Here is a 26,786-nt window from a genome sequence, read left to right as displayed (position 1 = left end):
GACGGCATTCGAACAGCCGTCGCCCACCACTGAAGAGGCGGAACCGGGTGTCGCGGCCGACGGAAGCCGTGGCCTTCGTCTCGCGGCTCTAGGGGACCGATGACCGAGTATGGCCGGGGCGGTGGCTCCGAACCGTGGCACCCCGCTGATCCCCTCTACGGGGACCAGGGGTGGACCGCGTCCCAGACCCAGCAGGGCCAGGTGCCCTATGGCGGTGACCCGCAGCAGCAGTACGCGCCGGAACCGCAGTACTCCCAGGAGCCGCAGCACCAGCAGCAGTACGCCGAACAGCAGTACGCACAGCAGCAGCAGCAGCAGTACGCACAGCAGCAGTACGCACAGCAGCACCAGCAGTACCAGGAATACCCCGCGCAGTACCCGCAGTTCGTGGAACAGCAGCAGGGCTACGCCCCGCCGCAGCAGCCGACGTACGACGGCCAGGGCTGGGACACCGCGGGGCAGATGCAGGGCCACGGCCAGGGCCAGGCCCCGTACCTGGTGGCCGACGTGCAGACCGACCCGTACGCGGGCACGGACCCGTACGCGCAGCAGGCCGTCGGCGCCTACCCGGCCGACGCCCCCGACCTCTACACCACCGAGGACGCGTACCCGCCGCCCACGCCCCCGGGCCTGCGCCACCTCGAAACCGAAGCGGAACCCGAAGCGGAAGCGGACGAGGCGGCGGAGGAGGACTCCGAGGAGTCCGCCCTCGCGGCCGGCGGCCGCGGCTCCGGCGACGATGACGGCCCCGGCGGCGGCCGGCGCGCGGGCCGCTCGGGCCGCTCGAAGGGTGGCAAGGGCAAACAGCGCAGCGGCGCGGCCTGCCTGATCGCCGCCCTCGTCATCGTCGGTGTCGTCGGCGGTGGCGGCTACTACGGCTACAGCTACCTGAAGGCCCGCTTCGGCGCGGCCGAGGACTACGCGGGTTCCGGCTCCGAGGAGACCGTCGACGTACAGATCCCCGGCGGCGCGGGGCTCGGTCAGATGGGCCGCATCCTCAAGGAGGCCGGGGTCGTCGCGAGCGCCCAGGCCTTCGTGGACGCCGCCAACGCCACCGGGAAGGGCAAGACCATCCAGCCGGGTGTCTACCCGCTGAAGAAGCGCATGTCGGCGGCGGCCGCCGTCGCGCTGATGCTCGACCCCTCGAAGCTGCACGTCCTGATCGTCCCCGAGGGCACGCGCAACACCGCGGTCTACGAGATGATCGACAAGAAGCTGCAGAAGCCCGCGGGCACCACCCGCGACATCGCGCAGCGCGAGGCCAAGAACCTCGGCCTGCCCGCCTGGGCCGGCAAGGACCCGAAGCTCAAGGACCCGCTGGAGGGCTTCCTCTTCCCGGCCCGCTACGACCTGGGCAAGGACGTCACCCCCGAGTCCCTGCTGAAGCAAATGGTCCAGCGGGCGAGCGGCAAGTACGCGGAGCTCGGCATCGAGGCCAAGGCCAAGGAACTGGGCCTGGAGAACCCGCTCCAGGTCGTCACCGTGGCCAGCCTCGTCAACGCCGAGGGCAAGAACCACGACGACTTCCGGAAGATGTCCGAGGTGGTCTACAACCGCCTCAAGAAGACCAACGACGTCACGAACCAGAAGCTCCAGTTCGACTCGACGTACAACTACGTCAAGAACCAGAGCGAGATCAACTTCAACCTGAAGCAGGCCCAGGCCTTCGACGACCCGTACAACACGCACTTCGTGAAGGGACTGCCGCCCGGCCCGATCGGCAACCCCGGCGCGGACGCGCTGACCGCTACGCTCGACCCCGACCGCGGCGGCTGGATGTTCTTCGTGTCGGTCGACGGCGACAAGACGACCTTCACGAAGACCTACGAGGAACACCAGAAGCTCGCGGACGAGTTCCAAGAGCGGCAGGCGCAGAAGAAGAACGGCGGGTAGCAGGACATGTCACGGATACGGGCCGCGGTGCTGGGTTCGCCCATCGAGCACTCCCTCTCGCCGGTGCTGCACCGCGCCGCCTACCGGGAACTCGGCCTCGTCGACTGGTCCTACGACCGGTTCGAGATCGACGAGGCCGCGCTCCCGGGGTTCGTGGCCGCCATGGGGCCCGAATGGGCGGGGCTGTCCCTGACGATGCCGCTCAAGCGGGCGATCATCCCGCTGCTCGACGGGATCAGCGACACCGCCGCCTCGGTCGAGGCGGTCAACACGGTCGTCGTCACCGAGGACGGCCGGCGCCTCGGCGACAACACCGACATCCCCGGGATCGTCGCCGCCCTGCACGAGCGCGGCGTGGACAAGGTGCCCTCGGCCGCCATCCTCGGGGCCGGCGCCACCGCCTCCTCCGCGCTGGCCGCCCTCGGCCGGATCTGCACCGGCGAGGTCACCGCGTACGTCCGCTCCTCCGCCCGCGCCGACGAGATGCGGGCCTGGGGCGAGCGGCTCGGTGTGGCCGTCCGCACCGCCGACTGGGCGGACGCGGCCGAGGCCCTGAGCGCGCCGTTGGTCATCGCGACCACCCCGGCCGGGGCCGCCGACCACCTCGCGGCGAGCGTCCCCGACGCCCCGGGCACCCTCTTCGACGTCCTCTACGACCCCTGGCCCACGGCCCTCGCCGCGGCCTGGTCCGGCCGGGGCGGCGCCCTCGTCGGCGGCCTCGACCTGCTCGTGCACCAGGCGGTGCTCCAGGTGGAGCGGATGACGGGCCGCACCCCGGGCCCGCTGGCCGCGATGCGGACGGCCGGTGAGCGGGCGCTCGCGGCCCGCCACTGACGGATCCCGCGCGCCACCTGACGGATCCGGCGTCCGATAGCTGGACCGGACGCCGGTTCACCCGCCCGGACGTGGGAGGATCAGGGTATGGCGGGTCCGGGGCAGCGCACCCGGTCGCGTCGTCGCAGTGCCAGGCGCGAGCATGAGGAGCATCGTTGAGCAGGTTGCGTTGGCTGACCGCCGGAGAGTCGCACGGACCGGCGCTGGTTGCGACGCTGGAGGGCCTTCCCGCCGGCGTCCCGGTCACCACCGGGCTGGTGGCCGACCACCTGGCCCGGCGCCGGCTCGGCTACGGCCGCGGCGCCCGGATGAAGTTCGAGCAGGACGAGGTGACCTTCCTCGGCGGCGTCCGCCACGGGCTGTCGCTGGGTTCCCCGGTCGCCGTCATGATCGGCAACACCGAGTGGCCGAAGTGGGAGACGGTCATGTCGGCCGACCCCGTCGACCCCTCGCTGCTCAAGGACACCGGCCGTAACGCGCCGCTGACCCGTCCGCGCCCCGGCCACGCCGACCTCGCGGGCATGCAGAAGTACGGCTTCGACGAGGCCCGCCCGATCCTGGAGCGCGCCAGCGCCCGTGAGACGGCCGCCCGCGTCGCCCTCGGCGCGATCGCCCGGTCCTTCCTCAAGGAGGCCGCCGGCATCGAGATCGTCTCCCACGTGGTGGAGCTGGCCTCGGCCAAGGCCCCCTACGGAGTCCTGCCGACCCCCGCCGACGTCGAGAAGCTCGACGCCGACCCGGTGCGCTGCCTCGACGCCGACGCCTCGAAGGCGATGGTCGCCGAGATCGACCAGGCCCACAAGGACGGCGACACCCTCGGCGGCGTCGTCGAGGTCCTGGCGTACGGGGTGCCCGTCGGGCTCGGCTCGCACGTCCACTGGGACCGCCGCCTCGACGCGCGCCTCGCCGCCGCGCTCATGGGCATCCAGGCCATCAAGGGCGTCGAGGTCGGCGACGGCTTCGATCTGGCCCGCGTGCCCGGCTCCCAGGCCCACGACGAGATCGTCTCCACCCCCGAGGGCATCAAGCGCGCCTCCGGCCGCTCCGGCGGCACCGAGGGCGGCCTGACCACCGGCGAACTGCTGCGCGTACGCGCGGCGATGAAGCCCATCGCGACCGTCCCGAAGGCCCTCGCCACCGTGGACGTGGCGACCGGCGAGGCCGCCGCCGCGCACCACCAGCGCTCCGACGTCTGCGCCGTCCCGGCCGCGGGCATCGTCGCCGAGGCCATGGTCGCGCTGGTCCTCGCCGACGCGCTGGTCGAGAAGTTCGGCGGTGACTCCGTCCCCGAGACCCGCCGCAACGTGCGGTCGTACCTCGACAACCTGCAGATCCGGTGACCGGCGGCCCCCTGGTCGTCCTCGTCGGCCCCATGGGCTCCGGCAAGTCCACCGTGGGCGGCCTGCTCGCCGAACGGCTCGGCGTCCCCTACCGGGACACCGACGCCGACATCGTCGCGGCCCAGGGCCGGGAGATCTCCGACATCTTCGTCGACGAGGGCGAACCGTACTTCCGTGAGCTGGAACGGCGGGCCGTGGCGGCCGCCGTCGCCGAGCACACCGGAGTCCTCGCCCTCGGCGGCGGCGCCGTCCTCGACGAGGGCACGCGCGCCCTGCTCTCGGGGCTGCCCGTGGCCTACCTGTCGATGGACGTCGAGGAGGCCGTGCGCCGCGTCGGACTCGGCGCCGCGCGCCCGCTGCTCGCCGTCAACCCGCGCCGCCAGTGGCGCGAGCTGATGGAGGCCCGACGCCACCTGTACACCGAAGTCGCGCGCGTCGTGGTGGCCACCGACGACCGCACCCCCGAAGAGGTCGCCCAGGCGGTCCTCGACGCACTGGAGTTGAAGGACGTATGACAGACCAGGTGACGCGGATCCACGTCGGCGGCAGCGCCGGCCACGACCCGTACGACGTGCTGGTCGGCCGGCAGCTGCTCGGCGAGCTCGGCTCCCTGATCGGCACCAAGGCCCAGCGCGTGGCGGTGATCCACCCGGAGGCCCTCGCCGAGACCGGCGAGGCCCTGCGCGCCGACCTGGCCGAACAGGGCTACGAGGCGATCGCCATCCAGGTGCCGAACGCCGAGGAGGCCAAGACCGTCGAGGTCGCGGCGTACTGCTGGAAGGCCCTCGGGCAGTCCAACTTCACCCGCACCGACGTCATCGTCGGCGTCGGCGGCGGCGCGACCACCGACCTCGCGGGCTTCGTCGCCGCCTCCTGGCTGCGCGGCGTGCGCTGGGTCGCCGTCCCGACCACCGTCCTCGCGATGGTGGACGCCGCCGTCGGCGGCAAGACCGGCATCAACACCGCCGAGGGCAAGAACCTCGTCGGCGCCTTCCACCCGCCGGCCGGGGTCCTCTGCGACCTGGCGGCGTTGGAGTCCCTGCCGGTCAACGACTACGTCAGCGGCCTCGCCGAGATCATCAAGGCCGGTTTCATCGCCGACCCGGTGATCCTCGACCTGATCGAGGAGGACCCGGCCGCCGCCCGTACGCCGGCCGGCGCGCACACCGCCGAGCTGATCGTGCGTTCCATCCAGGTCAAGGCCGACGTGGTCTCCAGCGACCTGAAGGAATCCGGGCTCCGGGAGATCCTCAACTACGGCCACACCCTCGCGCACGCCATCGAGAAGAACGAGCGCTACAAGTGGCGCCACGGCGCCGCCGTCTCGGTGGGCATGGTCTTCGCCGCCGAACTCGGCCGGCTCGCGGGCCGGCTCGACGACGAGACGGCCGACCGGCACAAGACGGTCCTCGCCTCCGTCGGCCTGCCGCTGACCTACCGCGGCGACCAGTGGCCCAAGCTGCTCCAGACCATGCAGGTCGACAAGAAGTCGCGGGGCAACCTGCTGCGCTTCATCGTCCTCGACGGACTGGGCAAGCCGACCGTCCTCGAAGGCCCCGACCCGGCCCACCTGGTCGCCGCCTACGGCGAGGTGTCGGCGTGAGCCGCAAGGTCCTCGTCCTCAACGGCCCCAACCTGGGCCGGCTCGGCTCGCGCGAGCCCGACGTGTACGGGGCCACCTCGTACGCCGGACTCGTCGAGAGCTGCCGCACCCTGGGCGGGGAACTCGGCTTCGACGTCGAGGTCCGCGAGACCAACGACGAGGGCGAGATCGTGCGCTGGCTGCACGAGGCGGCCGACGGGAAGATTCCCGTCGTCATCAACCCGGGCGCCTTCACGCACTACTCGTACGCCATGCGCGACGCGGCCGCCCAGCGGACCGCGCCGCTCATCGAGGTGCACATCTCCAACCCGTACGCCCGTGAGGAGTTCCGGCACACGTCGGTCATCGCGGCCGTGGCCACCGGGACCGTGGCGGGCTTCGGACTGGGCTCCTACCGGTTGGCGCTGCGCGCGCTGGCCGAAGAGGTCACGGCCTGAGATAACGTTCTCGCATCAGTCGCCTGAACGAGACGGAGTGGCGCGGATGCAGCACGGAGTGGGGGGCTGGGGGCCGCCGGGACACCACCCGGCGGTGCCCCCGCAGCCGCCGATACCCCCCGAGCAGGGCCGGCCGCCGGCGCCGGTCCCGGACGCGACGGGGCACATCCCCCTGCCACCGGCCGCCGCCGCGCCGCACCGGCCCCCCGCGCCGGGCACGGGCGGCGCCACCCTGGCCGTGCTGCTCATCGGCCCGGCGGGTGCGGGCAAGACCACCGTGGCCCGCCACTGGGCGGCGAGCCGCCCGGTGGCCACCGCGCACATCAGCCTGGACGACGTGCGCGAGTGGGTCCGCTCCGGCTTCGCCGACCCGCAGGCCGGCTGGAACGAACACTCCGAGGCCCAGTACCGCCTGGCCCGCCGCACCTGCGGCTTCGCCGCCCGCAACTACCTGGCCAACGGCATCTCCTGCATCCTGGACGACGCCGTCTTCCCGGACCGGCCCGTGGTGGGCCTCGGCGGCTGGAAGCGGCACGTCGGCCCCGGGCTGCTGCCCGTGGTGCTGCTGCCCGGCCTGGAGATCGTCCTGGAGCGCAACGCCGCCCGCTCCGGCAACCGGCGCCTGTCCGACGAGGAAGTCGCCCGGATCCACGGGCGGATGGCCGGCTGGTACGGCTCCGGCCTGCCGATCATCGACAACTCCCACCTCGACGTGGAGGGCACCGCCCGCGCCCTGGACGAGGCCCTCGCGCGGGCCCTGGCCGCCCCGGCGGGCTGACGGCTCGTACGACGGCCCGTACGGGCCTCCACCGCGCCCCCCGCCGGCCGCCCCCGCCGCCGCGGCCCCGTCCGGACGCGCTCGCCGGGCCGGATCCGCCGGGTCCTCGTAGGCTCGAATACATGTCAGACGTGTACGCGAACCGCCGGGGCCTGCTCCGCGACCGCTGCGCCGCCTCGGGCCACTCCGCGGTACTGATCACGCGTCCGGCGAACGTCCGCTACCTCTCCGGGGCGTTCCCGCCGGGCGCCGTCCTGCTGATCGGGCCGGGGGAGGACGTGCTGTTCAGCGCCGCCACCCCGTCCGGTGAGGTCGACGAGGGGCGTCTCGACGAGCGCCTGCGGCTGTGCGTCCTGCCCGGCCCCGGCGCCGACCCGGCCGTGGCCGCCGCCGACCTGGCGGCGTCCGCGCGGGCGGAGTCCCTGGCGGTGGAGGAGCACCACCTCACCGTCGCCCGGCACCGGGCCCTCGGCTCGGTCGCGCCCCGGCTGCGGCTGGCCGACCTGGGGTCGGCGGTCGAACAGCAGCGCCTCGTCAAGGACGAGGAGGAGATCGCCTGCCTGCGGATCGCCGCCGAGATCGCCGACCAGGCCCTCGGCGAGCTGCTGGAGTCGATCCTCGTCGGCCGCACCGAACGGCACCTCGCGCTGGAGCTGGAACGCCGCCTCGTCGACCACGGCGCCGACGGCCCGGCCTTCCCCACCTCCGTGGGCACCGGCCCCCACTCGGGCCGTTCCCGCCACCGGCCCTCCGACCGGCGGGTGGAGGAGGGCGACTTCCTCTCCGTCTGCCTGGGCGCGAACTACCGGGGCTACCGCTGCGAGATCGGCCGCACCTTCGTGATCGGCACCACGCCGGCGGACTGGCAGATCGAGCTGTACGACGTCGTCTTCGCCGCTCAGCGGGCCGGCCGGGAGGCCCTGCTGCCGGGCGCCGCGTACCGTGACGTCGACCGCGCGGCACGGTCCGTACTGGACTCCGCCGGGCACGGCGAGGCCCTCGCCGGATGGATGGGACACGGGGTCGGACTCGAAATCGACGAGGACCCGCAGCTTGCACCTACGGCAATGGGTAAACTGGACGCTTGCGTGCCGGTCACCGTCGAACCGGGGGTTCACCTCCCCGGCCGGGGAGGTGTCCGGATCGATGACACGCTCGTCGTGCGCCCCGAGGCGGACGGCGGTCCCGAGCTACTCACCATTACGACCAAGGAGCTGCTCGCGCTCTAGTCCGCTTCTCCGGACTGGGCGCGCACCCGTGGTCTTCCAGTGCAGGAGAATCCGCAACCGTGGCTTCCACGAACGACCTCAAGAACGGCATGGTGCTCAAGCTCGACGGTGACCAGCTCTGGTCCGTCGTCGAGTTCCAGCACGTCAAGCCCGGCAAGGGCCCGGCCTTCGTGCGCACCAAGCTCAAGCACGTGCTCTCCGGCAAGGTCGTCGACAAGACGTTCAACGCCGGCACGAAGGTCGAGACCGCCACGATCGACCGGCGTGACATGCAGTTCTCGTACATGGACGGCGAGTACTTCGTCTTCATGGACATGAGCACCTACGACCAGCTCATGGTCGACAAGAAGGCCGTCGGCGACGCCGCGAACTTCCTGATCGAGGGCTTCACCGCCTCCGTCGCCCAGCACGAGGGCGAGGTGCTCTACGTCGAGCTCCCGGCCGCCGTCGAGCTGACGATCGAGCAGACCGACCCGGGTGTCCAGGGCGACCGCTCCACCGGTGGCACCAAGCCCGCCACCCTGGAGACCGGCCACGAGATCCAGGTCCCGCTCTTCGTCACCACCGGCGAGAAGGTCAAGGTCGACACCCGCACCAGCGCCTACCTCGGCCGGGTGAGCAGCTAACCGTGGCTGCCCGGAGCAACGCGCGCAAGCGCGCTTTCCAGATCCTCTTCGAGGCCGACCAGCGCGGGGTCCCCGTGCGGGAGGTCCTCGCGGACTGGATCCGCCACGCGCGGTCCGACGACCGGCAGCCGCCGGTCAGCGCCTACACGATGGATCTTGTCGAGGGGTACGCCGACAAGGTGAACCGCATCGACGACCTGATCGTCACCTACGCCGTGGACTGGGAGCTCGACCGTATGCCGGTCGTCGACCGGAACATCCTGCGGCTGGGCGCCTACGAGCTGATCTGGGTCGACGAGACCCCGGACGCCGTGGCGATCGACGAGGCGGTCCAGCTGGCCAAGGAGTTCTCCACGGACGAGTCGCCGTCGTTCGTGAACGGTCTCCTGGGACGCTTCAAGGACCTGAAGCCGAACCTGCGCCGCAGCGAGAGCTGAGAAGCCGCCGCCGAGAGCCGGGGCCGGCAGGCCGAACGCCGTACGGAAGGGCCCGCGACGCACGCGTCGCGGGCCCTTCGTTCTCCCCCGCGCTCCGTACGCCCCTGAGGCGCGAAACGCGAACGGCGGGTGCCGGCGCCCCGGAAGGGGCACCGGCACCCGCCGGTAACGTTTCTGCCGAGGCCTGTGGGGACTAGATGTCCTCGTGGGCGACGGCGCGACGCGCGTCGGCGTCGAGGACGCCCCAGCTGATCAGCTGCTCGGTGAGGACCGAGGGCGACTGGTCGTAGATGACGGCGAGGGTGCGCAGGTCGTCCTGGCGGATCGACAGCACCTTGCCGTTGTAGTCGCCGCGCTGGCTCTGGATGGTGGCCGCGTACCGCTGGAGGGGGCCGGCCTTCTCGGCGGGGACGCCCGCCAGGCGCTCCAGGTCGAGGCGCAGCTTCGGCGGCGGCTCGGCCGCCCCGCCGGGGGTCGTGCCCGGCAGCAGCTCCTGGACCGGAACCCCGTAGAAGTCCGCCAGCTCGGCGAGGCGCTGGACGGTCACGGCGCGGTCCCCGCGCTCGTAGGACCCGACCACAACGGCCTTCCACCGGCCCTGGGACTTCTCCTCGACACCGTGGAGGGAGAGGCCCTGCTGGGTGCGGATGGCGCGGAGCTTGGCCCCGAGCTGTTTGGCGTATTCGCTGGACATAACGCTCCCGGACGCTGTGACGCTGTGACGACATGGACGCCGTGACGACATGGACGTGTGCCGACTAACAACATGCGGCTCCGCCGCGCGGCTGGTAACTCACTGTGAGGTTACGCAGCGTTACTTGGATGCGTCAAGCCGAATGGTCATCCACGCCCCCTTACGAGGGGCCGCGCGCGGCCCGGGTGCGAGGCGGGCTCCACCGTGCTGGTACGGTGGACGGCGTACATCAGACGTCCTTTAAGGTCCGTCCCGTGAGGCGGAGAAGGAGGTCCTTTTCATGGACAGCCAGGTTTCCCCCGAGGTGGCCCCGTCTCAGGACGGCACCGCCGCGGCGCGCCCCGTACTGGAGGCGCAGGACATCGCCCGGGTTCTGACCCGCATCGCCCACGAGATCGTCGAACGCGCCAAGGGCGCCGACGACGTGGTGCTGCTCGGCATCCCCACCCGCGGTGTCCATCTCGCCCGCCGGCTGGCGGCCAAGCTCGAAGAGATCACCGGCACGAAGATCCCGGTCGGTTCCCTCGACATCACCATGTACCGCGACGACCTGCGCCTGAAGCCCGCGCGGACCATCGGCCGCACCGAGATCCCCGGCGATGACATCGACGGCCGTCTCGTGGTCCTCGTCGACGACGTGCTCTTCTCCGGCCGCACCATCCGCGCCGCCCTCGACGCGCTCGGCGCCATCGGCCGCCCCCGCTCCGTCCAGCTCGCCGTCCTCGTCGACCGGGGCCACCGCGAGCTCCCGATCCGCGCCGACTACGTGGGCAAGAACCTCCCGACGTCGCTGCGGGAGACCGTCAAGGTCCAGCTCCAGGAGGAGGACGGCCGGGACGCCGTGCTGCTCGGCCAGCGGACCGACCGGGCGCCCGGACAGTAGACGCTCCCGCGCCCGGATTCCGCACCAGCGGGGTCCGTGCCGAGGCCTGCCCTGCCCGCCGCCCGCACCTCCAGCAAGCCCCCAGCCTGCCTGCCCTCCAGACCTACGGAGCCAACCGGATGAAGCGCCACCTCATCTCGGCCGCCGACCTCACGCGCGACGACGCCGTCCTGATCCTCGACACCGCCGAGGAGATGGCCCGGGTCGCCGACCGGCCGATCAAGAAGCTGCCCACCCTGCGCGGCCTCACGGTCGTCAACCTCTTCTTCGAGGACTCGACCCGCACCCGGATCTCGTTCGAGGCGGCCGCCAAGCGGCTGTCCGCCGACGTCATCAACTTCTCCGCCAAGGGCTCCTCGGTCTCCAAGGGCGAATCCCTGAAGGACACCGCCCTCACCCTGGAGGCCATGGGCGCGGACGCGGTCGTCATCCGCCACCACGCCTCCGGCGCCCCCTACCGGCTCGCGACCTCCGGCTGGATCGACTCCGCCGTCGTCAACGCCGGCGACGGCACCCACGAGCACCCCACGCAGGCCCTGCTGGACGCCTTCACCATGCGCCGCCGCCTCGTCGGCCGCGACGCCGGACTCGGCAAGGACCTCGCCGGCCGCCGGATCACCATCGTCGGCGACATCCTGCACAGCCGCGTGGCCCGCTCCAACGTCCACCTGCTGCACACCCTCGGCGCCGAGGTCACCCTCGTGGCCCCGCCGACCCTCGTCCCGATCGGCGTCGAGACCTGGCCGTGCGCGGTCGGCTACGACCTCGACGAGGTGCTCCCGAAGTCCGACGCGGTCATGATGCTGCGTGTGCAGCGCGAACGCATGAACGCCGCCTTCTTCCCGACCGAGCGCGAGTACTCCCGCCGCTACGGCCTCGACGGCGAGCGCATGGCGAAGATGCCCGAGCACGCCATCGTCATGCACCCCGGCCCGATGAACCGCGGCATGGAGATCACCGCCCAGGTCGCCGACTCCGACCGGTGCACGGCCGTCGAGCAGGTCGCCAACGGCGTCTCCACCCGCATGGCCGTCCTGTACCTGCTGCTCGGCGGCTCCGAGCCCGCCGTCGCCACCACCGCCCCCGCCGCCCCGCGCACCGAGGAGAACAAGTAACCATGAGCAAGATCCTTATCCGCGGCGCGAAGGTACTCGGCGGCGACGCGCAGGACGTCCTGATCGACGGCGAGACCATCGCCGAGGTCGGGACCGGGCTGTCCGCCGAGGGCGCGACCGTCATCGAGGCCGAGGGCCAGGTCCTCCTGCCGGGCCTCGTCGACCTGCACACCCACCTGCGCGAGCCCGGCCGTGAGGACAGCGAGACCGTCCTCACCGGCACCCGCGCCGCCGCCTCCGGTGGCTACACCGCCGTTTTCGCCATGGCGAACACCTTCCCGGTCGCCGACACCGCCGGCGTGGTCGAGCAGGTCTGGCGCCTGGGCAAGGAGTCCGGCTACTGCGACGTGCAGCCCATCGGCGCCGTCACCGTCGGCCTGGAGGGCAAGCAGCTCTCCGAGCTGGGCGCCATGCACGAATCCGCCGCCCGCGTCACCGTCTTCTCCGACGACGGCAAGTGCGTGGACGACGCCGTGATCATGCGCCGCGCCCTGGAGTACGTGAAGGCCTTCGGCGGCGTCGTCGCCCAGCACGCCCAGGAACCCCGCCTGACCGAGGGCGCCCAGATGAACGAGGGCGTCGTCTCCGCCGAGCTGGGCCTCGGCGGCTGGCCGGCCGTCGCGGAGGAGTCGATCATCGCCCGCGACGTCCTCCTCGCCGAGCACGTCGGCTCCCGCGTCCACATCTGCCACCTCTCCACCGCCGGGTCCGTCGAGATCGTCCGCTGGGCCAAGTCCCGCGGCATCGACGTCACCGCCGAGGTCACCCCGCACCACCTGCTCCTCACCGACGAGCTGGTCCGCTCGTACAACGCGGTCTACAAGGTCAACCCGCCGCTGCGCACCGAGCGCGACGTCATGGCCCTGCGCGAGGCCCTCGCCGACGGCACGATCGACATCGTCGCCACCGACCATGCCCCGCACCCGCACGAGGACAAGGACTGCGAGTGGGCCGCCGCCGCCATGGGCATGGTGGGCCTGGAGACCGCGCTGTCCGTCGTCCAGCAGACGATGATCGAGACCGGACTGCTCGACTGGGCCGGCGTCGCCGACCGGATGTCCTTCGCCCCGGCGCGCATCGGCGGCCTCAACCACCACGGCCGGCCCGTCTCGGCAGGTGAACCCGCCAACCTGACCTTGGTCGATACCTCGTACCGTGGTGTCGTGGACCCCGCACACTTCGCCTCCCGCAGCCGCAACACGCCTTACGAGGGCCGTGAGCTGCCGGGGCGCGTCACTCACACCTTCCTGCGGGGCCGGGCAACGGTCGTGGACGGGAAACTGGCGTGACACCTGCAGTAATCCAACTGGCCGCCGAGGCCGCCGAACGACAGTCGGCGGAGGTGACGAACTTCGGCGCCCGCATCGCCTGGGTGATCGGGCTCGTCGTCTTCATCGCCTTCGTCTACTGGCTGATGCGGCAGGGCTGGAAATGGCGCGGCGCCCTGCAGGACGACCTGCCGGAGCTGCCCGCCGCCCCCGACGGTCTGCCCGAACACCGGTTGGCCCTCACCGGCCGGTACCACGGGTCCACCACCGCCGGGCAGTGGCTCGACCGGATCGTCGCCCACGGTCTGGGGGTGCGCAGCCGCGTGGAGCTCACGCTCACCGACGCGGGCCTCGACGTGGTCCGACCGGGTGCCACCGACTTCTTCGTACCGGCCGCGCGGCTGCGCGGCGCCCGCCTCGACAAGGGAATCGCGGGCAAGGTACTCACCGAGGGCGGTCTGCTCGTCGTCACCTGGGCGCACGGCGACAAGCTGATCGACTCCGGATTCCGCTCCGACCGCGCGGCCGAACACGCCGCGTGGGTCGAGGCGATCAACCTCATGAACCCATCCATCACGACGGAAGGCGCCGAACGATGACGACCTCCACCAGGGGAGCAGCCAAAGCTCCCGCCGTACTCGTCCTGGAGGACGGTCGGATCTTCCGCGGCCGCGCCTACGGCGCTGTGGGGGAGACCTTCGGCGAGGCCGTGTTCTCCACCGGCATGACCGGCTACCAGGAGACCCTCACCGACCCGTCGTACCACCGACAGGTCGTCGTGATGACCGCCCCGCACGTGGGCAACACCGGCGTCAACGACGAGGACCCCGAGTCCTCCCGCATCTGGGTCTCCGGCTACGTCGTACGCGACCCCGCCCGCGTCCCCTCCAACTGGCGCTCGAAGCGCTCGCTGGACGAGGAACTGGTCCGGCAGGGCGTCGTCGGCATCTCCGGCGTCGACACCCGCGCCCTGACCCGCCACCTGCGCGAGCGCGGCGCGATGCGCGTCGGCATCTTCTCCGGCGCCGCCGTCATGGACGACGCCGTGCTGCTGGCGAAGGTCCAGGAAGCCCCCCAGATGAAGGGCGCGAACCTCTCCGCCGAGGTCGCCACCAAGCAGCCGTACGTCGTCCCCGCGATCGGCGAGAAGCGCTTCACCGTCGCCGCCGTGGACCTCGGCATCAAGGGCATGACCCCGCACCGCATGGCCGAGCGCGGCATCGAGGTGCACGTGCTGCCCGCGACCGCCACCGTCGAGGACGTCTACGCCGTCTCCCCGGACGGCGTGTTCTTCTCCAACGGCCCCGGCGACCCGGCCACCGCCGACCACGCCGTCTCCGTCATGCAGGGCGTCCTGGAGCGGGGGACCCCGCTCTTCGGCATCTGCTTCGGCAACCAGATCCTCGGCCGCTCGCTCGGCTTCGGCACCTACAAGCTGAAGTACGGCCACCGCGGCATCAACCAGCCGGTGCAGGACCGCACCACCGGCAAGGTCGAGGTCACCGCGCACAACCACGGCTTCGCCGTGGACGCGCCCCTCGACAAGGTCTCCGAGACCCCCTACGGCCGCGCCGAGGTCTCGCACGTCTGCCTGAACGACAACGTCGTGGAAGGCCTCCGCCTGCTCGACCGGCCGGCCTTCTCCGTCCAGTACCACCCCGAGGCCGCCGCCGGCCCGCACGACGCGGCGTACCTCTTCGACCGCTTCGTATCTCTGATGGAGGCCGAGCGTGCCTAAGCGCACCGATATCCAGTCCGTCCTGGTCATCGGCTCCGGCCCGATCGTCATCGGCCAGGCCGCGGAGTTCGACTACTCCGGCACCCAGGCCTGCCGCGTCCTCAAGGCCGAGGGCCTGCGGGTCATCCTGGTCAACTCCAACCCCGCGACGATCATGACCGACCCGGAGATCGCCGACGCCACGTACGTCGAGCCGATCACCCCCGAGTTCGTCGAGAAGATCATCGCCAAGGAGCGCCCCGACGCGCTGCTCCCGACCCTCGGTGGCCAGACCGCGCTCAACACCGCGATCTCCATGCACGAGCAGGGTGTGCTGGAGAAGTACGGCGTCGAGCTGATCGGCGCCAACGTCGAGGCCATCAACAAGGGCGAGGACCGCGACCTCTTCAAGGGCGTCGTCGAGGCCGTCAAGGCCAAGATCGGTTACGGCGAGTCGGCCCGCTCGGTCATCTGCCACTCCATGGACGACGTCCTCAAGGGCGTCGAGACGCTCGGCGGCTACCCCGTCGTCGTCCGCCCCTCCTTCACCATGGGCGGCGCGGGCTCCGGCTTCGCCCACGACGAGGACGAGCTGCGCCGCATCGCCGGCCAGGGCCTCACGCTCTCCCCGACCACCGAGGTGCTCCTGGAGGAGTCCATCCTCGGCTGGAAGGAGTACGAGCTGGAGCTGATGCGCGACACCAAGGACAACGTGGTCGTCGTCTGCTCCATCGAGAACTTCGACCCGATGGGCGTCCACACCGGCGACTCCATCACCGTCGCCCCGGCGATGACCCTGACCGACCGCGAGTACCAGCGGCTGCGCGACATCGGCATCGCGATCATCCGCGAGGTCGGCGTCGACACCGGCGGCTGCAACATCCAGTTCGCGATCGACCCGGTCGACGGCCGCGTCATCGTCATCGAGATGAACCCGCGCGTCTCGCGCTCGTCGGCGCTCGCGTCGAAGGCCACCGGCTTCCCGATCGCCAAGATCGCCGCCAAGCTGGCCATCGGCTACACGCTGGACGAGGTCCCCAACGACATCACCGAGAAGACGCCGGCCTCCTTCGAGCCGACCCTCGACTACGTCGTCGTCAAGGCCCCGCGCTTCGCCTTCGAGAAGTTCCCGGCCGCCGACGCCACCCTCACCACCACCATGAAGTCGGTGGGCGAGGCCATGGCCATCGGCCGCAACTTCACCGAGGCCCTCCAGAAGGCCCTGCGCTCCCTGGAGAAGAAGGGCTCCCAGTTCACCTTCGTCGGCGAGCCCGGCGACAAGGCCGAACTGCTGGCCACCGCCGTCCGCCCGACCGACGGCCGCATCAACACCGTCATGCAGGCCATCCGCGCCGGCGCCACCCAGGAGGAGGTCTTCGAGTCCACGAAGATCGACCCCTGGTTCGTCGACCAGCTCTTCCTGATCAAGGAGATCGCCGACGAGCTGGCCGCCGCCGAGAAGCTCCACCCCGAGCTGCTCGCCGAGGCCAAGCGCCACGGCTTCTCCGACGCCCAGATCGCCGAGATCCGCGGCCTGCGCGAGGACGTCGTCCGCGAGGTCCGCCACGCCCTCGGCGTCCGCCCGGTCTACAAGACGGTCGACACCTGCGCCGCCGAGTTCGCCGCGAAGACCCCGTACTTCTACTCGTCCTACGACGAGGAGTCCGAGGTCGCCCCGCGCACCAAGCCCGCGGTGATCATCCTGGGCTCCGGCCCGAACCGCATCGGCCAGGGCATCGAGTTCGACTATTCCTGCGTCCACGCCTCCTTCGCGCTCAGCGACGCGGGCTACGAGACCGTGATGGTCAACTGCAACCCCGAGACCGTCTCGACGGACTACGACACCTCCGACCGCCTGTACTTCGAGCCGCTGACGCTCGAAGACGTGCTGGAGATCGTCCACGCCGAGTCGCTGGCCGGCCCCATCGCCGGTGTCGTCGTCCAGCTCGGCGGCCAGACCCCGCTGGGTCTCGCCCAGGCGCTCAAGGACAACGGCGTCCCCGTCGTCGGCACCTCGCCCGAGGCCATCCACGCCGCCGAGGACCGCGGCGCGTTCGGCCAGGTCCTCGCCGACGCCGGCCTGCCCGCCCCCAAGCACGGCACCGCGACCACCTTCGCCGGCGCCAAGGCCATCGCCGACGAGATCGGCTACCCGGTCCTCGTCCGCCCGTCCTACGTGCTCGGCGGCCGCGGCATGGAGATCGTCTACGACGAGACCCGCCTGCAGGCCTACATCGCCGAGTCGACGGAGATCTCCCCGACCCGCCCCGTGCTGGTCGACCGCTTCCTCGACGACGCGATCGAGATCGACGTGGACGCCCTCTACGACGGCACCGAGCTCTACCTCGGCGGCGTCATGGAGCACATCGAGGAAGCCGGCATCCACTCCGGCGACTCGGCCTGCGCCCTGCCCCCGATCACCCTCGGCGGCTACGACATCAAGCGCCTGCGCGCCTCCACCGAGGCCATCGCCGAGGGCGTCGGAGTCCGCGGCCTGATCAACATCCAGTTCGCGATGGCCGGCGACATCCTCTACGTCCTGGAGGCCAACCCGCGCGCCTCCCGGACCGTGCCCTTCACCTCGAAGGCCACGGCCGTCCCGCTCGCGAAGGCCGCCGCCCGCATCTCGCTCGGCGCCACCATCGCCGAGCTGCGCGCCGAGGGCATGCTCCCGAGGATCGGCGACGGCGGCACCCTGCCGTTCGACGCGCCGATCTCCGTCAAGGAGGCCGTCATGCCGTGGTCGCGCTTCCGCGACATCCACGGCCGCGGCGTCGACACCGTCCTCGGTCCGGAGATGCGCTCCACCGGCGAGGTCATGGGCATCGACTCGCTGTTCGGCACGGCGTACGCCAAGTCGCAGGCCGGCGCCTACGGCCCGCTGCCCACCAAGGGCCGTGCGTTCATCTCCGTCGCCAACCGCGACAAGCGCTCGATGATCTTCCCGGCCCGCGAGCTCGTCGCCCACGGCTTCGAACTCCTCGCCACCTCCGGCACCGCCGAGGTCCTGCGCCGCAACGGCATCAACGCCACCGTCGTGCGCAAGCTCAGCGAGGGCGAGGGCCCGGACGGCGAGAAGACCATCGTCCAGCTCATCCACGACGGCCAGGTCGACCTGATCGTCAACACCCCGTACGGCACCGGCGGCCGCCTCGACGGCTACGAGATCCGTACGGCGGCCGTGGCCCGCAGCGTCCCGTGCCTGACCACGGTCCAGGCGCTCGCCGCCGCCGTCCAGGGCATCGACGCCCTGGGCCGCGGTGACGTGGGCGTGCGCTCCCTCCAGGAGCACGCGGAGCAGCTGACGGCCGCCCGCGACTGATCGCCCGTCCAGGGGAAGGGGGACACCGGAAACACCGCGGTGTCCCCCTTCCCATGACCGCACAAGGGAGCTCCCGGACGATGTACGAACTCTTCTTCAACCTGGTCTTCAAGCGGATGGACCCCGAGCGGGCCCACTACCTGGCCTTCCGGTGGATCCGCCTCGCCGCCCGCACCCCCGTCCTGCGCACCTTCGTGGCGGCCGCCCTGGCACCGCGCCACAAGGAGCTGCGCACCGAGGCGCTGGGCCTGCGCATGCACGGCCCGTTCGGCCTCGCGGCCGGCTTCGACAAGAACGCCGTCGCCATCGACGGCATGTCCATGCTCGGCTTCGACCACATCGAGATCGGCACGGTCACCGGTCAGGCGCAGCCCGGCAACCCCAAGAAGCGCCTCTTCCGCCTGGTGCCGGACCGCGCGCTGATCAACCGCATGGGCTTCAACAACGAGGGCTCGGCCGCCGTCGCCGCGCGCCTGGCCGCCCGTACGCCCGTCTTCAACACCGTCGTCGGCGTCAACATCGGCAAGACGAAGGTCGTACCGGAGGAGGAGGCCGCCGCCGACTACGTGCTCTCCACCGAGCGCCTCGCCCGCCACGCCGACTACCTCGTCGTCAACGTCTCCTCCCCGAACACCCCGGGCCTGCGCAACCTCCAGGCCACCGAGTCCCTGCGCCCGCTGCTGACCGCCGTCCGCGAGGCCGCCGACCGCGCCGTGCCCGACCGGCGCGTCCCGCTGCTCGTCAAGATCGCCCCGGACCTCGCGGACGAGGACGTGGACGCGGTCGCCGACCTCGCCCTGGAACTGGGCCTGGACGGCATCATCGCCACCAACACGACGATCGCCCGCGAAGGCCTCGGGCTGAAGTCCTCCCCGGCCCTCGTCAAGGAGACCGGCGGACTGTCCGGCGCCCCCGTCAAGGAGCGCTCCCTGGAGGTCCTGCGGCGCCTGTACGCGCGCGTGGGCGACCGGATCGTCCTGGTGGGCGTCGGCGGCATCGAGAACGCCGAGGACGCCTGGCAGCGCATCCTGGCCGGCGCCACCCTGATCCAGGGCTACAGCGCCTTCATCTACGAGGGCCCCTTCTACGCCCGCGCCATCCACAAGGGCCTGGCCGCGCGCCTCGCCGCCAGCCCCTACGCGACCCTCGCCGAAGCGGTGGGCGCCGAGACCCGAAAGGCCGCGCTGTGAGCCCTGTGACCCCTGAGGCCCCCGAGACCGCCGGCGCCGCTGTGACGCCCTTCGGAGCCCGTCTGCGGGCCGCGATGGACGCCCGGGGCCCCCTGTGCGTCGGGATCGATCCGCACGCGGCCCTGCTGGCCTCCTGGGGCCTGGACGACGACATCGCGGGCCTGGAGCGGTTCTCCCGCACGGTCGTGGAGGCCCTCGCCGACCAGGTGGCCGTCTTCAAGCCGCAGGCGGCCTTCTTCGAGCGCTTCGGCTCGCGCGGCGTCGCCGTGCTGGAGCGGACCGTCGCCGACGCGCGGGCCGCGGGCACGCTGGTGCTGATGGACGCCAAGCGCGGCGACATCGGCTCCACCATGGCCGCCTACGCCGCCGCCTTCCTCGACCCGGCCTCCCCGCTGTTCTCGGACGCGCTCACGGTCTCCCCGTACCTGGGCTACGGCTCGCTCAAGCCGGCCGTCGACCTCGCGCGGGAATCGGGCGCGGGTCTGTTCGTGCTCGCGCTGACCTCGAACCCGGAGGGAGCGGAGGTCCAGCGGGCCGTGCGCGAGGACGGGCGCACCATCGGCGCGACGATGCTGGCGCACCTGGCCGCGGAGAACGCCGGGGCCGCGCCCATGGGCTCCTTCGGCGCGGTCGTCGGCGCGACGCTGGGGGACCTGTCCTCCTTCGACCTGGACATCAACGGTCCGCTGCTGGCCCCCGGCATCGGCGCGCAGGGCGCGAGCGCCGCCGACCTGCCGGCCGTCTTCGGCGCGGCCGTCGGCAACGTCGTCCCGAACGTGTCGCGGGGCGTCCTCGCGTACGGTCCGGACGTGAGCGCGCTGCGGGATTCCGCGAAGCGGTTCGCGGACGAGATCCGGGACGCCGTGGCCGCCTGATCGGACCCGACAGGGGTGTGGTCGGGGGGTCGGCGGACCGGCGCGAGACACGGCTTGACGGAATTCGAACGTAATTACCCGGACAAAACCCGGGTGGTTTGTCTGTGATGTACGGTTCAGTCGAGGCTGACCAGGACTTTTCGTCCGTTCTCGCTGACTGGAGCGGCCTTGGCCGCTAGTCTCCGAGCAGAGTGAACGAGCAGCGAACGAGTTCCATCGCTGTTCGGGAGCTCGCCTGGCGTGGTGCCCAAAGCCCTGCGCCGGTCCGTATCCGACAGTTCGACATCCGAGGTGACGTAGGCGTGGCTCTTCCGCCCCTTACCCCTGAACAGCGCGCAGCAGCGCTCGAAAAGGCCGCCGCGGCTCGCCGGGAGCGGGCCGAGGTGAAGAATCGACTCAAGCACTCCGGTGCCTCCCTCCACGACGTCATCAAGCTGGGTCAGGAGAACGACGTCATCGGAAAGATGAAGGTCTCCGCCCTGCTCGAATCCCTGCCCGGCGTCGGCAAGGTCCGTGCCAAGCAGATCATGGAGCGCCTCGGCATCTCCGAGTCCCGGCGTGTCCGAGGTCTCGGTTCCAACCAGATCGCCTCTCTGGAGCGTGAGTTCGGCGGCAAGGCCGCCTGAGGCGCCCCCCGAAGTTCTCCCGGCGTTCTCAGGCAGTCCCGAGAACCTGGATAATCGCTCTATGGCAGCAGAGGTTCGTCCGCGGCTGACCGTGCTCTCCGGCCCCTCGGGGGTCGGCAAGAGCACGGTCGTCGCGCATATGCGCAAGGTCCACCCCGAGGTATGGCTCTCGGTGTCGGCCACCACCCGCAAGCCGCGGCCCGGTGAGCGACACGGAGTCCACTACTTCTTCGTCAACGACGACGAGTTCGACAAGCTGATCGCCAACGGCGAGCTGCTGGAGTGGGCCGAATTCGCGGGCAACCGCTACGGCACACCACGCGGCGCGGTGTCGGAACGCCTGGAGAACGGCGAGCCGGTGCTGCTGGAGATCGACCTCCAGGGCGCCCGACTCGTCCGCGAGTCCAAGCCCGACGCCCAGCTGGTCTTCCTCGCCCCGCCGAGCTGGGAGGAACTGGTCCGCCGGCTCACCGGCCGCGGCACGGAATCGCCCGAGGTGATCGAGCGCCGGCTGGAGGCCGCGAAGATCGAGCTCGCTGCCGAGCCCGAGTTCGACACCACCCTGGTCAACACCTCCGTCGAGGACGTGGCACGCGAGCTGCTAGCCTTGATGAATGTTGTTTGATCGTTGATCGATGTTCAGTCGGTCAATGTCTGATCTTTCACCCATCTTCGGAAGGTAGAGCGTGTCCTCTTCCATCACTGCGCCCGAGGGCATCATCAACCCGCCGATCGACGAGCTGCTCGAGGCCACGGACTCGAAGTACAGCCTCGTGATCTACGCGGCCAAGCGCGCGCGTCAGATCAACGCGTACTACTCGCAGCTCGGTGAAGGCCTGCTGGAGTACGTCGGCCCGCTGGTGGACACCCACGTCCACGAGAAGCCGCTTTCGATCGCGCTGCGCGAGATCAACGCGGGTCTGCTGACCTCCGAGGCCATCGAGGCCCCGGCTCAGTAAGGCACGGAAATCCTTCACCACAGGCCCGGCAGAGCATCTGCCGGGCCTGTGGTGTGTCATGGGTACGTACGAGAAGCAGGTACGGGAACCAGCCGAAGGGGCGTGTGTGGTGGGTAAGCCGAAGGTCGTGCTCGGAGTCAGTGGCGGGATCGCCGCCTACAAGGCGTGCGAGCTGCTGCGCCGACTGACCGAGTCCGGACACGACGTACGGGTCGTGCCCACCGCCGCGTCGCTGAACTTCGTCGGCGAGGCCACCTGGGCCGCCCTCTCCGGCAACCCCGCCTCCACCGAGGTCTGGGAGAGCGTCCACGAGGTGCCCCACGTGCGGATCGGTCAGACGGCCGACCTCGTCGTCGTGGCCCCCGCCACCGCCGACATGCTGGCCAAGGCCGCCCACGGCCTGGCCGACGACCTCCTCACGAACACCCTGCTCACCGCGCGCTGTCCCGTGGTGTTCGCGCCGGCCATGCACACCGAGATGTGGGAGCACCCCGCCACCCAGGAGAACGTCGCCACCCTGCGCCGACGCGGCGCCGTCGTCATCGAACCCGCTGTCGGCCGCCTCACCGGCAAGGACACCGGCAAGGGCCGGCTGCCCGACCCCGAGGAGATCTACGAGGTCTGCCGCAGGGTCTTGGCCCGCGGCGCGGTCGCGCCCGACTTCGCCGGCCGGCACGTGGTCGTCAGCGCCGGCGGTACGCGCGAGCCGCTCGACCCGGTCCGCTTCCTCGGCAACCGCTCCTCCGGCAAGCAGGGCTACGCCCTCGCCCGCACCGCCGCCGCGCGCGGCGCCCGCGTCACCCTGGTCGCGGCCAACACCGCCCTCGCCGACCCGGCCGGGGTGGACGTCGTCCGCGTCGGCACGGCCCTCCAGCTGCGCGAGGCGGTCCTGAAGGCGGCCGCCGACGCCGACGCCGTCGTCATGGCGGCGGCGGTGGCGGACTTCCGGCCCGCCCACTACGCCGACGGCAAGATCAAGAAGCAGGACGGGCGGGACCCCGAGCCGGTGGCGCTGGTGCGCAACCCCGACGTCCTCGCGGAGATCTCCGCCGAACGGGCCCGCCCGGGTCAGATCGTCGTGGGATTCGCCGCCGAAACCGACGAGGTCCTCGCCAACGGCCGTGCGAAGCTCCGTCGCAAGGGATGTGACCTTCTCGTCGTCAACGAGGTCGGCACGGCCAAGACCTTCGGTTCCGAGGAGAACGAAGCCGTCATCCTGGCATCCGATGGCACCGAGAGCCCGGTGCCCCATGGCCCCAAGGAAGCCCTCGCCGATGTGATTTGGGACCGGGTGGCCGCGCGGCTCTCCGGCGCCGAGACCCCGGGAAGTCGATGAGCGTCGCCCTTCTCGGCGGGAAATCCATGGGTCAGAATGTAGTGCCGCAGGTCACATCGTTCCCACTGGGCGAGATCGGTGGTCCGGGCAAGGGTGGCGACCGATAAACTGCCACCGGAACGTGATCGGGCGCAGCCCCCGGTGTGGTTCCGCCAAATGATCAGCCAGCAGCCGCTGCAACCCCAGGGAGCGTTGTGTCCCGTCGCCTGTTCACCTCGGAGTCCGTGACCGAGGGTCACCCCGACAAGATCGCTGACCAGATCAGCGACACGATCCTCGACGCGCTCCTCACCGAGGACCCGACCTCGCGTGTGGCCGTGGAGACTCTCATCACCACCGGTCTCGTCCACATCGCCGGCGAGGTCACGACGAAGGCGTACGCGCCGATCGCCCAGCTCGTCCGCGACAAGATCCTCGACATCGGCTACGACTCGTCGAAGAAGGGCTTCGACGGCGCCTCCTGTGGCGTGTCGGTGTCCATCGGCGCGCAGTCCCCCGACATCGCGCAGGGCGTCGACACGGCGTACGAGCAGCGCGTCGAGGGCGACGAGGACGAGCTCGACAAGCAGGGCGCCGGCGACCAGGGCCTGATGTTCGGCTACGCCTGCGACGAGACGCCCGAGCTGATGCCGCTCCCGATCCACATCGCGCACCGCCTCTCCAAGCGGCTGTCCGAGGTCCGCAAGAACGGGACCATCCCGTACCTGCGCCCCGACGGCAAGACCCAGGTCACCATCGAGTACGACGGCGACAAGGCCGTGCGCCTGGACACCGTCGTCGTGTCCTCGCAGCACGCCGCCGACATCGACCTCGACTCGCTGCTCGCGCCCGACATCCGCGAGTTCGTCGTCGAGCACGTGCTCGCGCAGCTCGTCGAGGACGGCATCAAGCTGGACACCGAGGGCTACCGCCTGCTGGTCAACCCGACCGGTCGCTTCGAGATCGGCGGCCCGATGGGCGACGCCGGCCTGACCGGCCGCAAGATCATCATCGACACCTACGGCGGCATGGCCCGTCACGGTGGCGGCGCCTTCTCCGGCAAGGACCCGTCGAAGGTCGACCGCTCCGCCGCGTACGCGATGCGCTGGGTCGCCAAGAACGTCGTCGCCGCCGGCCTGGCCGCGCGCTGCGAGGTCCAGGTCGCGTACGCGATCGGCAAGGCCGAGCCCGTCGGTCTCTTCGTGGAGACCTTCGGCACCGCCAAGGTCGAGGTCCAGAAGATCGAGGACGCGATCGGCGAGGTCTTCGACCTGCGTCCGGCCGCGATCATCCGCGACCTGGACCTGCTGCGGCCGATCTACGCCCAGACCGCCGCCTACGGCCACTTCGGCCGCGAGCTGCCGGACTTCACCTGGGAGCGCACCGACCGCGTCGACGCCCTGCGCGCCGCCGCCGGCCTGTAAGCCCGTAGGCACCACCGCCTGTGACGGACGGCCCCGGACCCTCGACGGTCCGGGGCCGTTCGCATGTCCTGCCTGTCAGTGGGGTTTGGTAAGAATGCTGGTGTGAGCAGCGCGAACGATTCCCCGCCGGAACAGCTCGCACTGATCCGGGAGATGGTCGCCGAGGCGAAGGCCAAGGCGCCCAAGGCCAAGCCGCGCACCTGGCGCGGCGCCGCGCTGGCCCAGGAGCTGCCGGTCGCGCGGGTCCTCGTCAACAAGGGGATGCTCCACCTCGACCGGCTCTTCGACTACGCCGTGCCCGCCGAGCTGTCCGAGGCCGCGCAGCCGGGCGTCCGCGTCCGGGTCCGCTTCGGCGCGGGCTCCCACCGGGTCCACGGCGGTCGCCGCGAGGGCGGCGGGCTCATCGACGGGTTCATCGTCGAGCGGCGGGCCGAGTCCGACTACGACGGGGCCCTGGCCGCGCTCGCGCAGGTCGTCTCGCCCGAGGTGGTCCTCGGCCCCCGGATGCTGGCCCTCGCCCAGGCCGTCGCCGACCGCTACGCGGGCAGCCTGGCCGACGTGCTCCAGCTCGCCCTGCCCCCGCGCAACGCCCGCGCCGAGGCCCGGCCCTCGCCCGAGCCGCTGCCCCCGCCCGGCGTCCCCGAGCCCGCCGGCTGGACCCGCTACGGCGCGGGCCCCGCCTTCCTGCGCGCCCTGGCGGCGGCGGCGCCCCCGCGCCGTGTGGACGGCGCTGCCCGGCCCCGGCTGGGCGGACGAGCTCGCCCGCGCCATGGCGGCCACCCTCGCCTCCGGGCGCGGCGCCCTCGCGGTGGTGCCCGACGGGCGCGCCGCCTCCCGGCTCGATACGGCCCTCACCGACCTGCTGGGCGCCGGCCGGCACGCCCTGCTGACCGCCGAGTCCGGCCCCGAGAAGCGCTACGCCCAGTGGCTCGCCGTCAGCCGGGGCTCGGTGCGGGCCGTCGTCGGCACCCGGGCCGCGATGTTCGCCCCGGTGCGCGACCTCGGGCTCGTCGCCGTCTGGGACGACGGGGACTCCAGCCACGCCGACGACCACGCGCCGTTCCCGCACGTCCGCGAGGTCCTGGAGCTGCGCGCGGTCAGCGAGGGCTGCGGTTTCCTGATCGGCGCGACCGGCTGCACCGTCGAGGCCGCCCAGCTCGTCGAGTCCGGCTGGGCCCGTCCGCTGGTCGCCGACCGCGAGACCGTACGGGCCCACGCGCCCCGCATCCGCACCGTCGGCGACGAACTGCTGGCCCGCGACGGGGCGGCCCGCGCCGCCCGGCTGCCCAGCCTGGCCTGGGAGACCGTCCGGGAGGGGCTGAAGAGCGGGCCCGTGCTGGTGCAGGTGCCCCGGCGCGGGTACGTGCCCCGGCTGGCCTGCGAGCGCTGCCGCACCCCGGCCCGCTGCACCGTGTGCGCGGGGCCCCTGGAGGCGCCCGACGAGCGGGACCTGCATTGCGGCTGGTGCGGTCGGGCCGAGCACGCCTGGCACTGCGAGGAGTGCGGCTCCTTCCGGCTGCGGGCCCAGGTCGTGGGCGCGCGACGCACCGCCGAGGAGCTGGGCCGGGCCTTCCCCGCCGTGGCCGTACGGACCTCCGGGCGCGACCACGTCCTGGACGAGGTGCCGGACCGCCCCGCACTGGTGGTGTCCACCCCGGGCGCCGAACCGGTCGCCGCCGGCGCCGGGTACGCGGCGGCGCTGCTGCTGGACGGCTGGGCCATGCTGACCCGGCCCGACCTGCGGGCGGGGGAGGACGCGCTGCGCCGCTGGATCGGGGCCGCCTCGCTGGTGCGCCCCGACGGGCAGGTGGTGGTGGTCGCCGAGCCGACGCTGCGGCCCGTGCAGGCCCTGGTGCGCTGGGACCCGGTGGGGCACGCCGTACGGGAACTCGCCGAGCGGGCGCAGCTGGGCTTCCCGCCCGTGTCGCGGATGGCCGCCGTCGCGGGCCGGGGGGAGTCGTTGGAGGCCTTCCTCGCCGCCGCCGAGCTGCCGGCCGACGCCGAGGTACTGGGCCCCGTACCGCTCCCCGCGCGGCGCGGGGAGCCCTCGCCGGGGGAACGGGTCCTCGTACGGGTGCCGCCGGGCAGCGGGGCCGCGCTGGCGGCCGCCCTCAAGTCGGCGCAGGCCGCCCGGCTGGCGCGGGGCGTACCGGCGGCGGAGGCGGTCCGGATCCGGATCGACCCGCCGGACATCGGGTGAGGGCCGATCGTGGTTGACGCC

Annotated in this window: 24 protein-coding genes and 1 pseudogene; 24 read left to right on the top strand and 1 reads right to left on the bottom strand. The window is 71.8% G+C overall.

The window, feature by feature from the left end:
• The first annotated feature begins 99 nt into the window (after positions 1-99).
• The 10 genes from mltG to nusB all read left to right on the top strand — a co-directional run bounded on the left by mltG (position 100) and on the right by nusB (position 9,177).
• A complete protein-coding gene (gene mltG, locus M4D82_RS06790) occupies positions 100-1,893 on the top strand; it encodes an endolytic transglycosylase MltG (protein ID WP_249765175.1) in 1,794 nt (597 codons plus the stop codon).
• A gap of 6 nt (positions 1,894-1,899) precedes the next feature.
• Positions 1,900-2,727 carry a shikimate dehydrogenase gene (locus M4D82_RS06785; RefSeq protein ID WP_249765174.1) on the top strand — a complete coding sequence of 276 codons (828 nt, stop codon included), beginning with the start codon at positions 1,900-1,902 and terminating at the stop codon, positions 2,725-2,727.
• A 155-nt stretch (positions 2,728-2,882) separates the two neighbouring features.
• Positions 2,883-4,067, top strand: coding sequence for a chorismate synthase (gene aroC / locus M4D82_RS06780; RefSeq protein WP_249765173.1), 1,185 nt, complete (start codon positions 2,883-2,885; stop codon positions 4,065-4,067).
• Positions 4,064-4,582 (top strand): shikimate kinase, encoded by a 519-nt coding sequence (locus M4D82_RS06775; RefSeq protein ID WP_249765172.1) that lies wholly within the window; start codon positions 4,064-4,066, stop codon positions 4,580-4,582. The genes aroC and M4D82_RS06775 overlap by 4 nt, the downstream gene beginning before the upstream one ends.
• A complete protein-coding gene (aroB, locus tag M4D82_RS06770; protein WP_249765171.1) occupies positions 4,579-5,670 on the top strand; it encodes a 3-dehydroquinate synthase in 1,092 nt (363 codons plus the stop codon). The genes M4D82_RS06775 and aroB overlap by 4 nt, the downstream gene beginning before the upstream one ends.
• Positions 5,667-6,107: a type II 3-dehydroquinate dehydratase gene (gene aroQ / locus M4D82_RS06765; protein ID WP_249765170.1), complete on the top strand. Its 441-nt coding sequence runs from the start codon at positions 5,667-5,669 to the stop codon at positions 6,105-6,107. The genes aroB and aroQ overlap by 4 nt, the downstream gene beginning before the upstream one ends.
• A 46-nt stretch (positions 6,108-6,153) precedes the next feature.
• Positions 6,154-6,885, top strand: coding sequence for an AAA family ATPase (locus M4D82_RS06760; protein WP_249765169.1), 732 nt, complete (start codon positions 6,154-6,156; stop codon positions 6,883-6,885).
• 122 nt (positions 6,886-7,007) lie between these two features.
• Positions 7,008-8,114: an aminopeptidase P family protein gene (locus tag M4D82_RS06755; protein ID WP_249765168.1), complete on the top strand. Its 1,107-nt coding sequence runs from the start codon at positions 7,008-7,010 to the stop codon at positions 8,112-8,114.
• Between the two features lie 59 nt (positions 8,115-8,173).
• Positions 8,174-8,740 carry an elongation factor P gene (gene efp / locus M4D82_RS06750; protein WP_249765167.1) on the top strand — a complete coding sequence of 189 codons (567 nt, stop codon included), beginning with the start codon at positions 8,174-8,176 and terminating at the stop codon, positions 8,738-8,740.
• Between the two features lie 2 nt (positions 8,741-8,742).
• Positions 8,743-9,177: a transcription antitermination factor NusB gene (gene nusB / locus M4D82_RS06745; RefSeq protein ID WP_249765166.1), complete on the top strand. Its 435-nt coding sequence runs from the start codon at positions 8,743-8,745 to the stop codon at positions 9,175-9,177.
• Positions 9,178-9,370: 193 nt separating this feature from the next.
• Here the strand turns inward: nusB and bldD are convergent, their stop codons facing one another.
• Positions 9,371-9,871, bottom strand: a complete 501-nt coding sequence (bldD, locus tag M4D82_RS06740) for a transcriptional regulator BldD (protein ID WP_007263032.1) — start codon at positions 9,869-9,871, stop codon at positions 9,371-9,373.
• Positions 9,872-10,151: 280 nt separating this feature from the next.
• Here bldD and pyrR point away from each other — a divergent pair, with 280 nt between their 5' ends.
• The 14 genes and pseudogenes from pyrR to M4D82_RS06670 all read left to right on the top strand — a co-directional run bounded on the left by pyrR (position 10,152) and on the right by M4D82_RS06670 (position 26,765).
• Positions 10,152-10,754, top strand: a complete 603-nt coding sequence (pyrR, locus tag M4D82_RS06735) for a bifunctional pyr operon transcriptional regulator/uracil phosphoribosyltransferase PyrR (RefSeq protein WP_249765165.1) — start codon at positions 10,152-10,154, stop codon at positions 10,752-10,754.
• A gap of 119 nt (positions 10,755-10,873) precedes the next feature.
• Positions 10,874-11,869 (top strand): aspartate carbamoyltransferase catalytic subunit, encoded by a 996-nt coding sequence (locus M4D82_RS06730; protein WP_249765164.1) that lies wholly within the window; start codon positions 10,874-10,876, stop codon positions 11,867-11,869.
• A 2-nt stretch (positions 11,870-11,871) separates the two neighbouring features.
• Complete coding sequence (locus tag M4D82_RS06725; RefSeq protein ID WP_249765163.1) at positions 11,872-13,158, top strand: dihydroorotase; 1,287 nt, start codon at positions 11,872-11,874, stop codon at positions 13,156-13,158.
• Positions 13,155-13,736, top strand: a complete 582-nt coding sequence (locus M4D82_RS06720; protein ID WP_249765162.1) for a PH-like domain-containing protein — start codon at positions 13,155-13,157, stop codon at positions 13,734-13,736. Before M4D82_RS06725 ends, M4D82_RS06720 begins: the two co-directional genes overlap by 4 nt.
• Complete coding sequence (gene carA / locus M4D82_RS06715) at positions 13,733-14,875, top strand: glutamine-hydrolyzing carbamoyl-phosphate synthase small subunit (protein ID WP_249765161.1); 1,143 nt, start codon at positions 13,733-13,735, stop codon at positions 14,873-14,875. The genes M4D82_RS06720 and carA overlap by 4 nt, the downstream gene beginning before the upstream one ends.
• Positions 14,868-18,176: a carbamoyl-phosphate synthase large subunit gene (carB, locus tag M4D82_RS06710; RefSeq protein WP_249765160.1), complete on the top strand. Its 3,309-nt coding sequence runs from the start codon at positions 14,868-14,870 to the stop codon at positions 18,174-18,176. Before carA ends, carB begins: the two co-directional genes overlap by 8 nt.
• Before the next feature lie 80 nt (positions 18,177-18,256).
• Positions 18,257-19,366, top strand: a complete 1,110-nt coding sequence (locus M4D82_RS06705; RefSeq protein ID WP_249765159.1) for a quinone-dependent dihydroorotate dehydrogenase — start codon at positions 18,257-18,259, stop codon at positions 19,364-19,366.
• Positions 19,363-20,241: an orotidine-5'-phosphate decarboxylase gene (pyrF, locus tag M4D82_RS06700; protein WP_502988882.1), complete on the top strand. Its 879-nt coding sequence runs from the start codon at positions 19,363-19,365 to the stop codon at positions 20,239-20,241. The genes M4D82_RS06705 and pyrF overlap by 4 nt, the downstream gene beginning before the upstream one ends.
• A 302-nt stretch (positions 20,242-20,543) precedes the next feature.
• Entirely contained in the window at positions 20,544-20,867 is a 324-nt protein-coding gene (locus M4D82_RS06695) for an integration host factor (protein WP_249765158.1), read from the top strand.
• 61 nt (positions 20,868-20,928) lie between these two features.
• Positions 20,929-21,492 carry a guanylate kinase gene (gmk, locus tag M4D82_RS06690; protein WP_249765157.1) on the top strand — a complete coding sequence of 188 codons (564 nt, stop codon included), beginning with the start codon at positions 20,929-20,931 and terminating at the stop codon, positions 21,490-21,492.
• A 61-nt stretch (positions 21,493-21,553) separates the two neighbouring features.
• Positions 21,554-21,826: a DNA-directed RNA polymerase subunit omega gene (gene rpoZ, locus M4D82_RS06685; protein ID WP_004948662.1), complete on the top strand. Its 273-nt coding sequence runs from the start codon at positions 21,554-21,556 to the stop codon at positions 21,824-21,826.
• Between the two features lie 109 nt (positions 21,827-21,935).
• Entirely contained in the window at positions 21,936-23,162 is a 1,227-nt protein-coding gene (gene coaBC, locus M4D82_RS06680; protein WP_249765156.1) for a bifunctional phosphopantothenoylcysteine decarboxylase/phosphopantothenate--cysteine ligase CoaBC, read from the top strand.
• 194 nt (positions 23,163-23,356) lie between these two features.
• Complete coding sequence (gene metK / locus M4D82_RS06675; protein WP_249765155.1) at positions 23,357-24,565, top strand: methionine adenosyltransferase; 1,209 nt, start codon at positions 23,357-23,359, stop codon at positions 24,563-24,565.
• A gap of 153 nt (positions 24,566-24,718) precedes the next feature.
• Positions 24,719-26,765, top strand: a pseudogene (locus M4D82_RS06670) (primosomal protein N').
• Positions 26,766-26,786 lie beyond the last annotated feature (21 nt).

Source organism: Streptomyces sp. RerS4 (assembly GCF_023515955.1).
Classification (GTDB): Bacteria; Actinomycetota; Actinomycetes; order Streptomycetales; family Streptomycetaceae; genus Streptomyces.
Note: the sequence above shows the minus strand (reverse complement) of the source record. Positions and strands in the feature narration are given on the sequence as shown.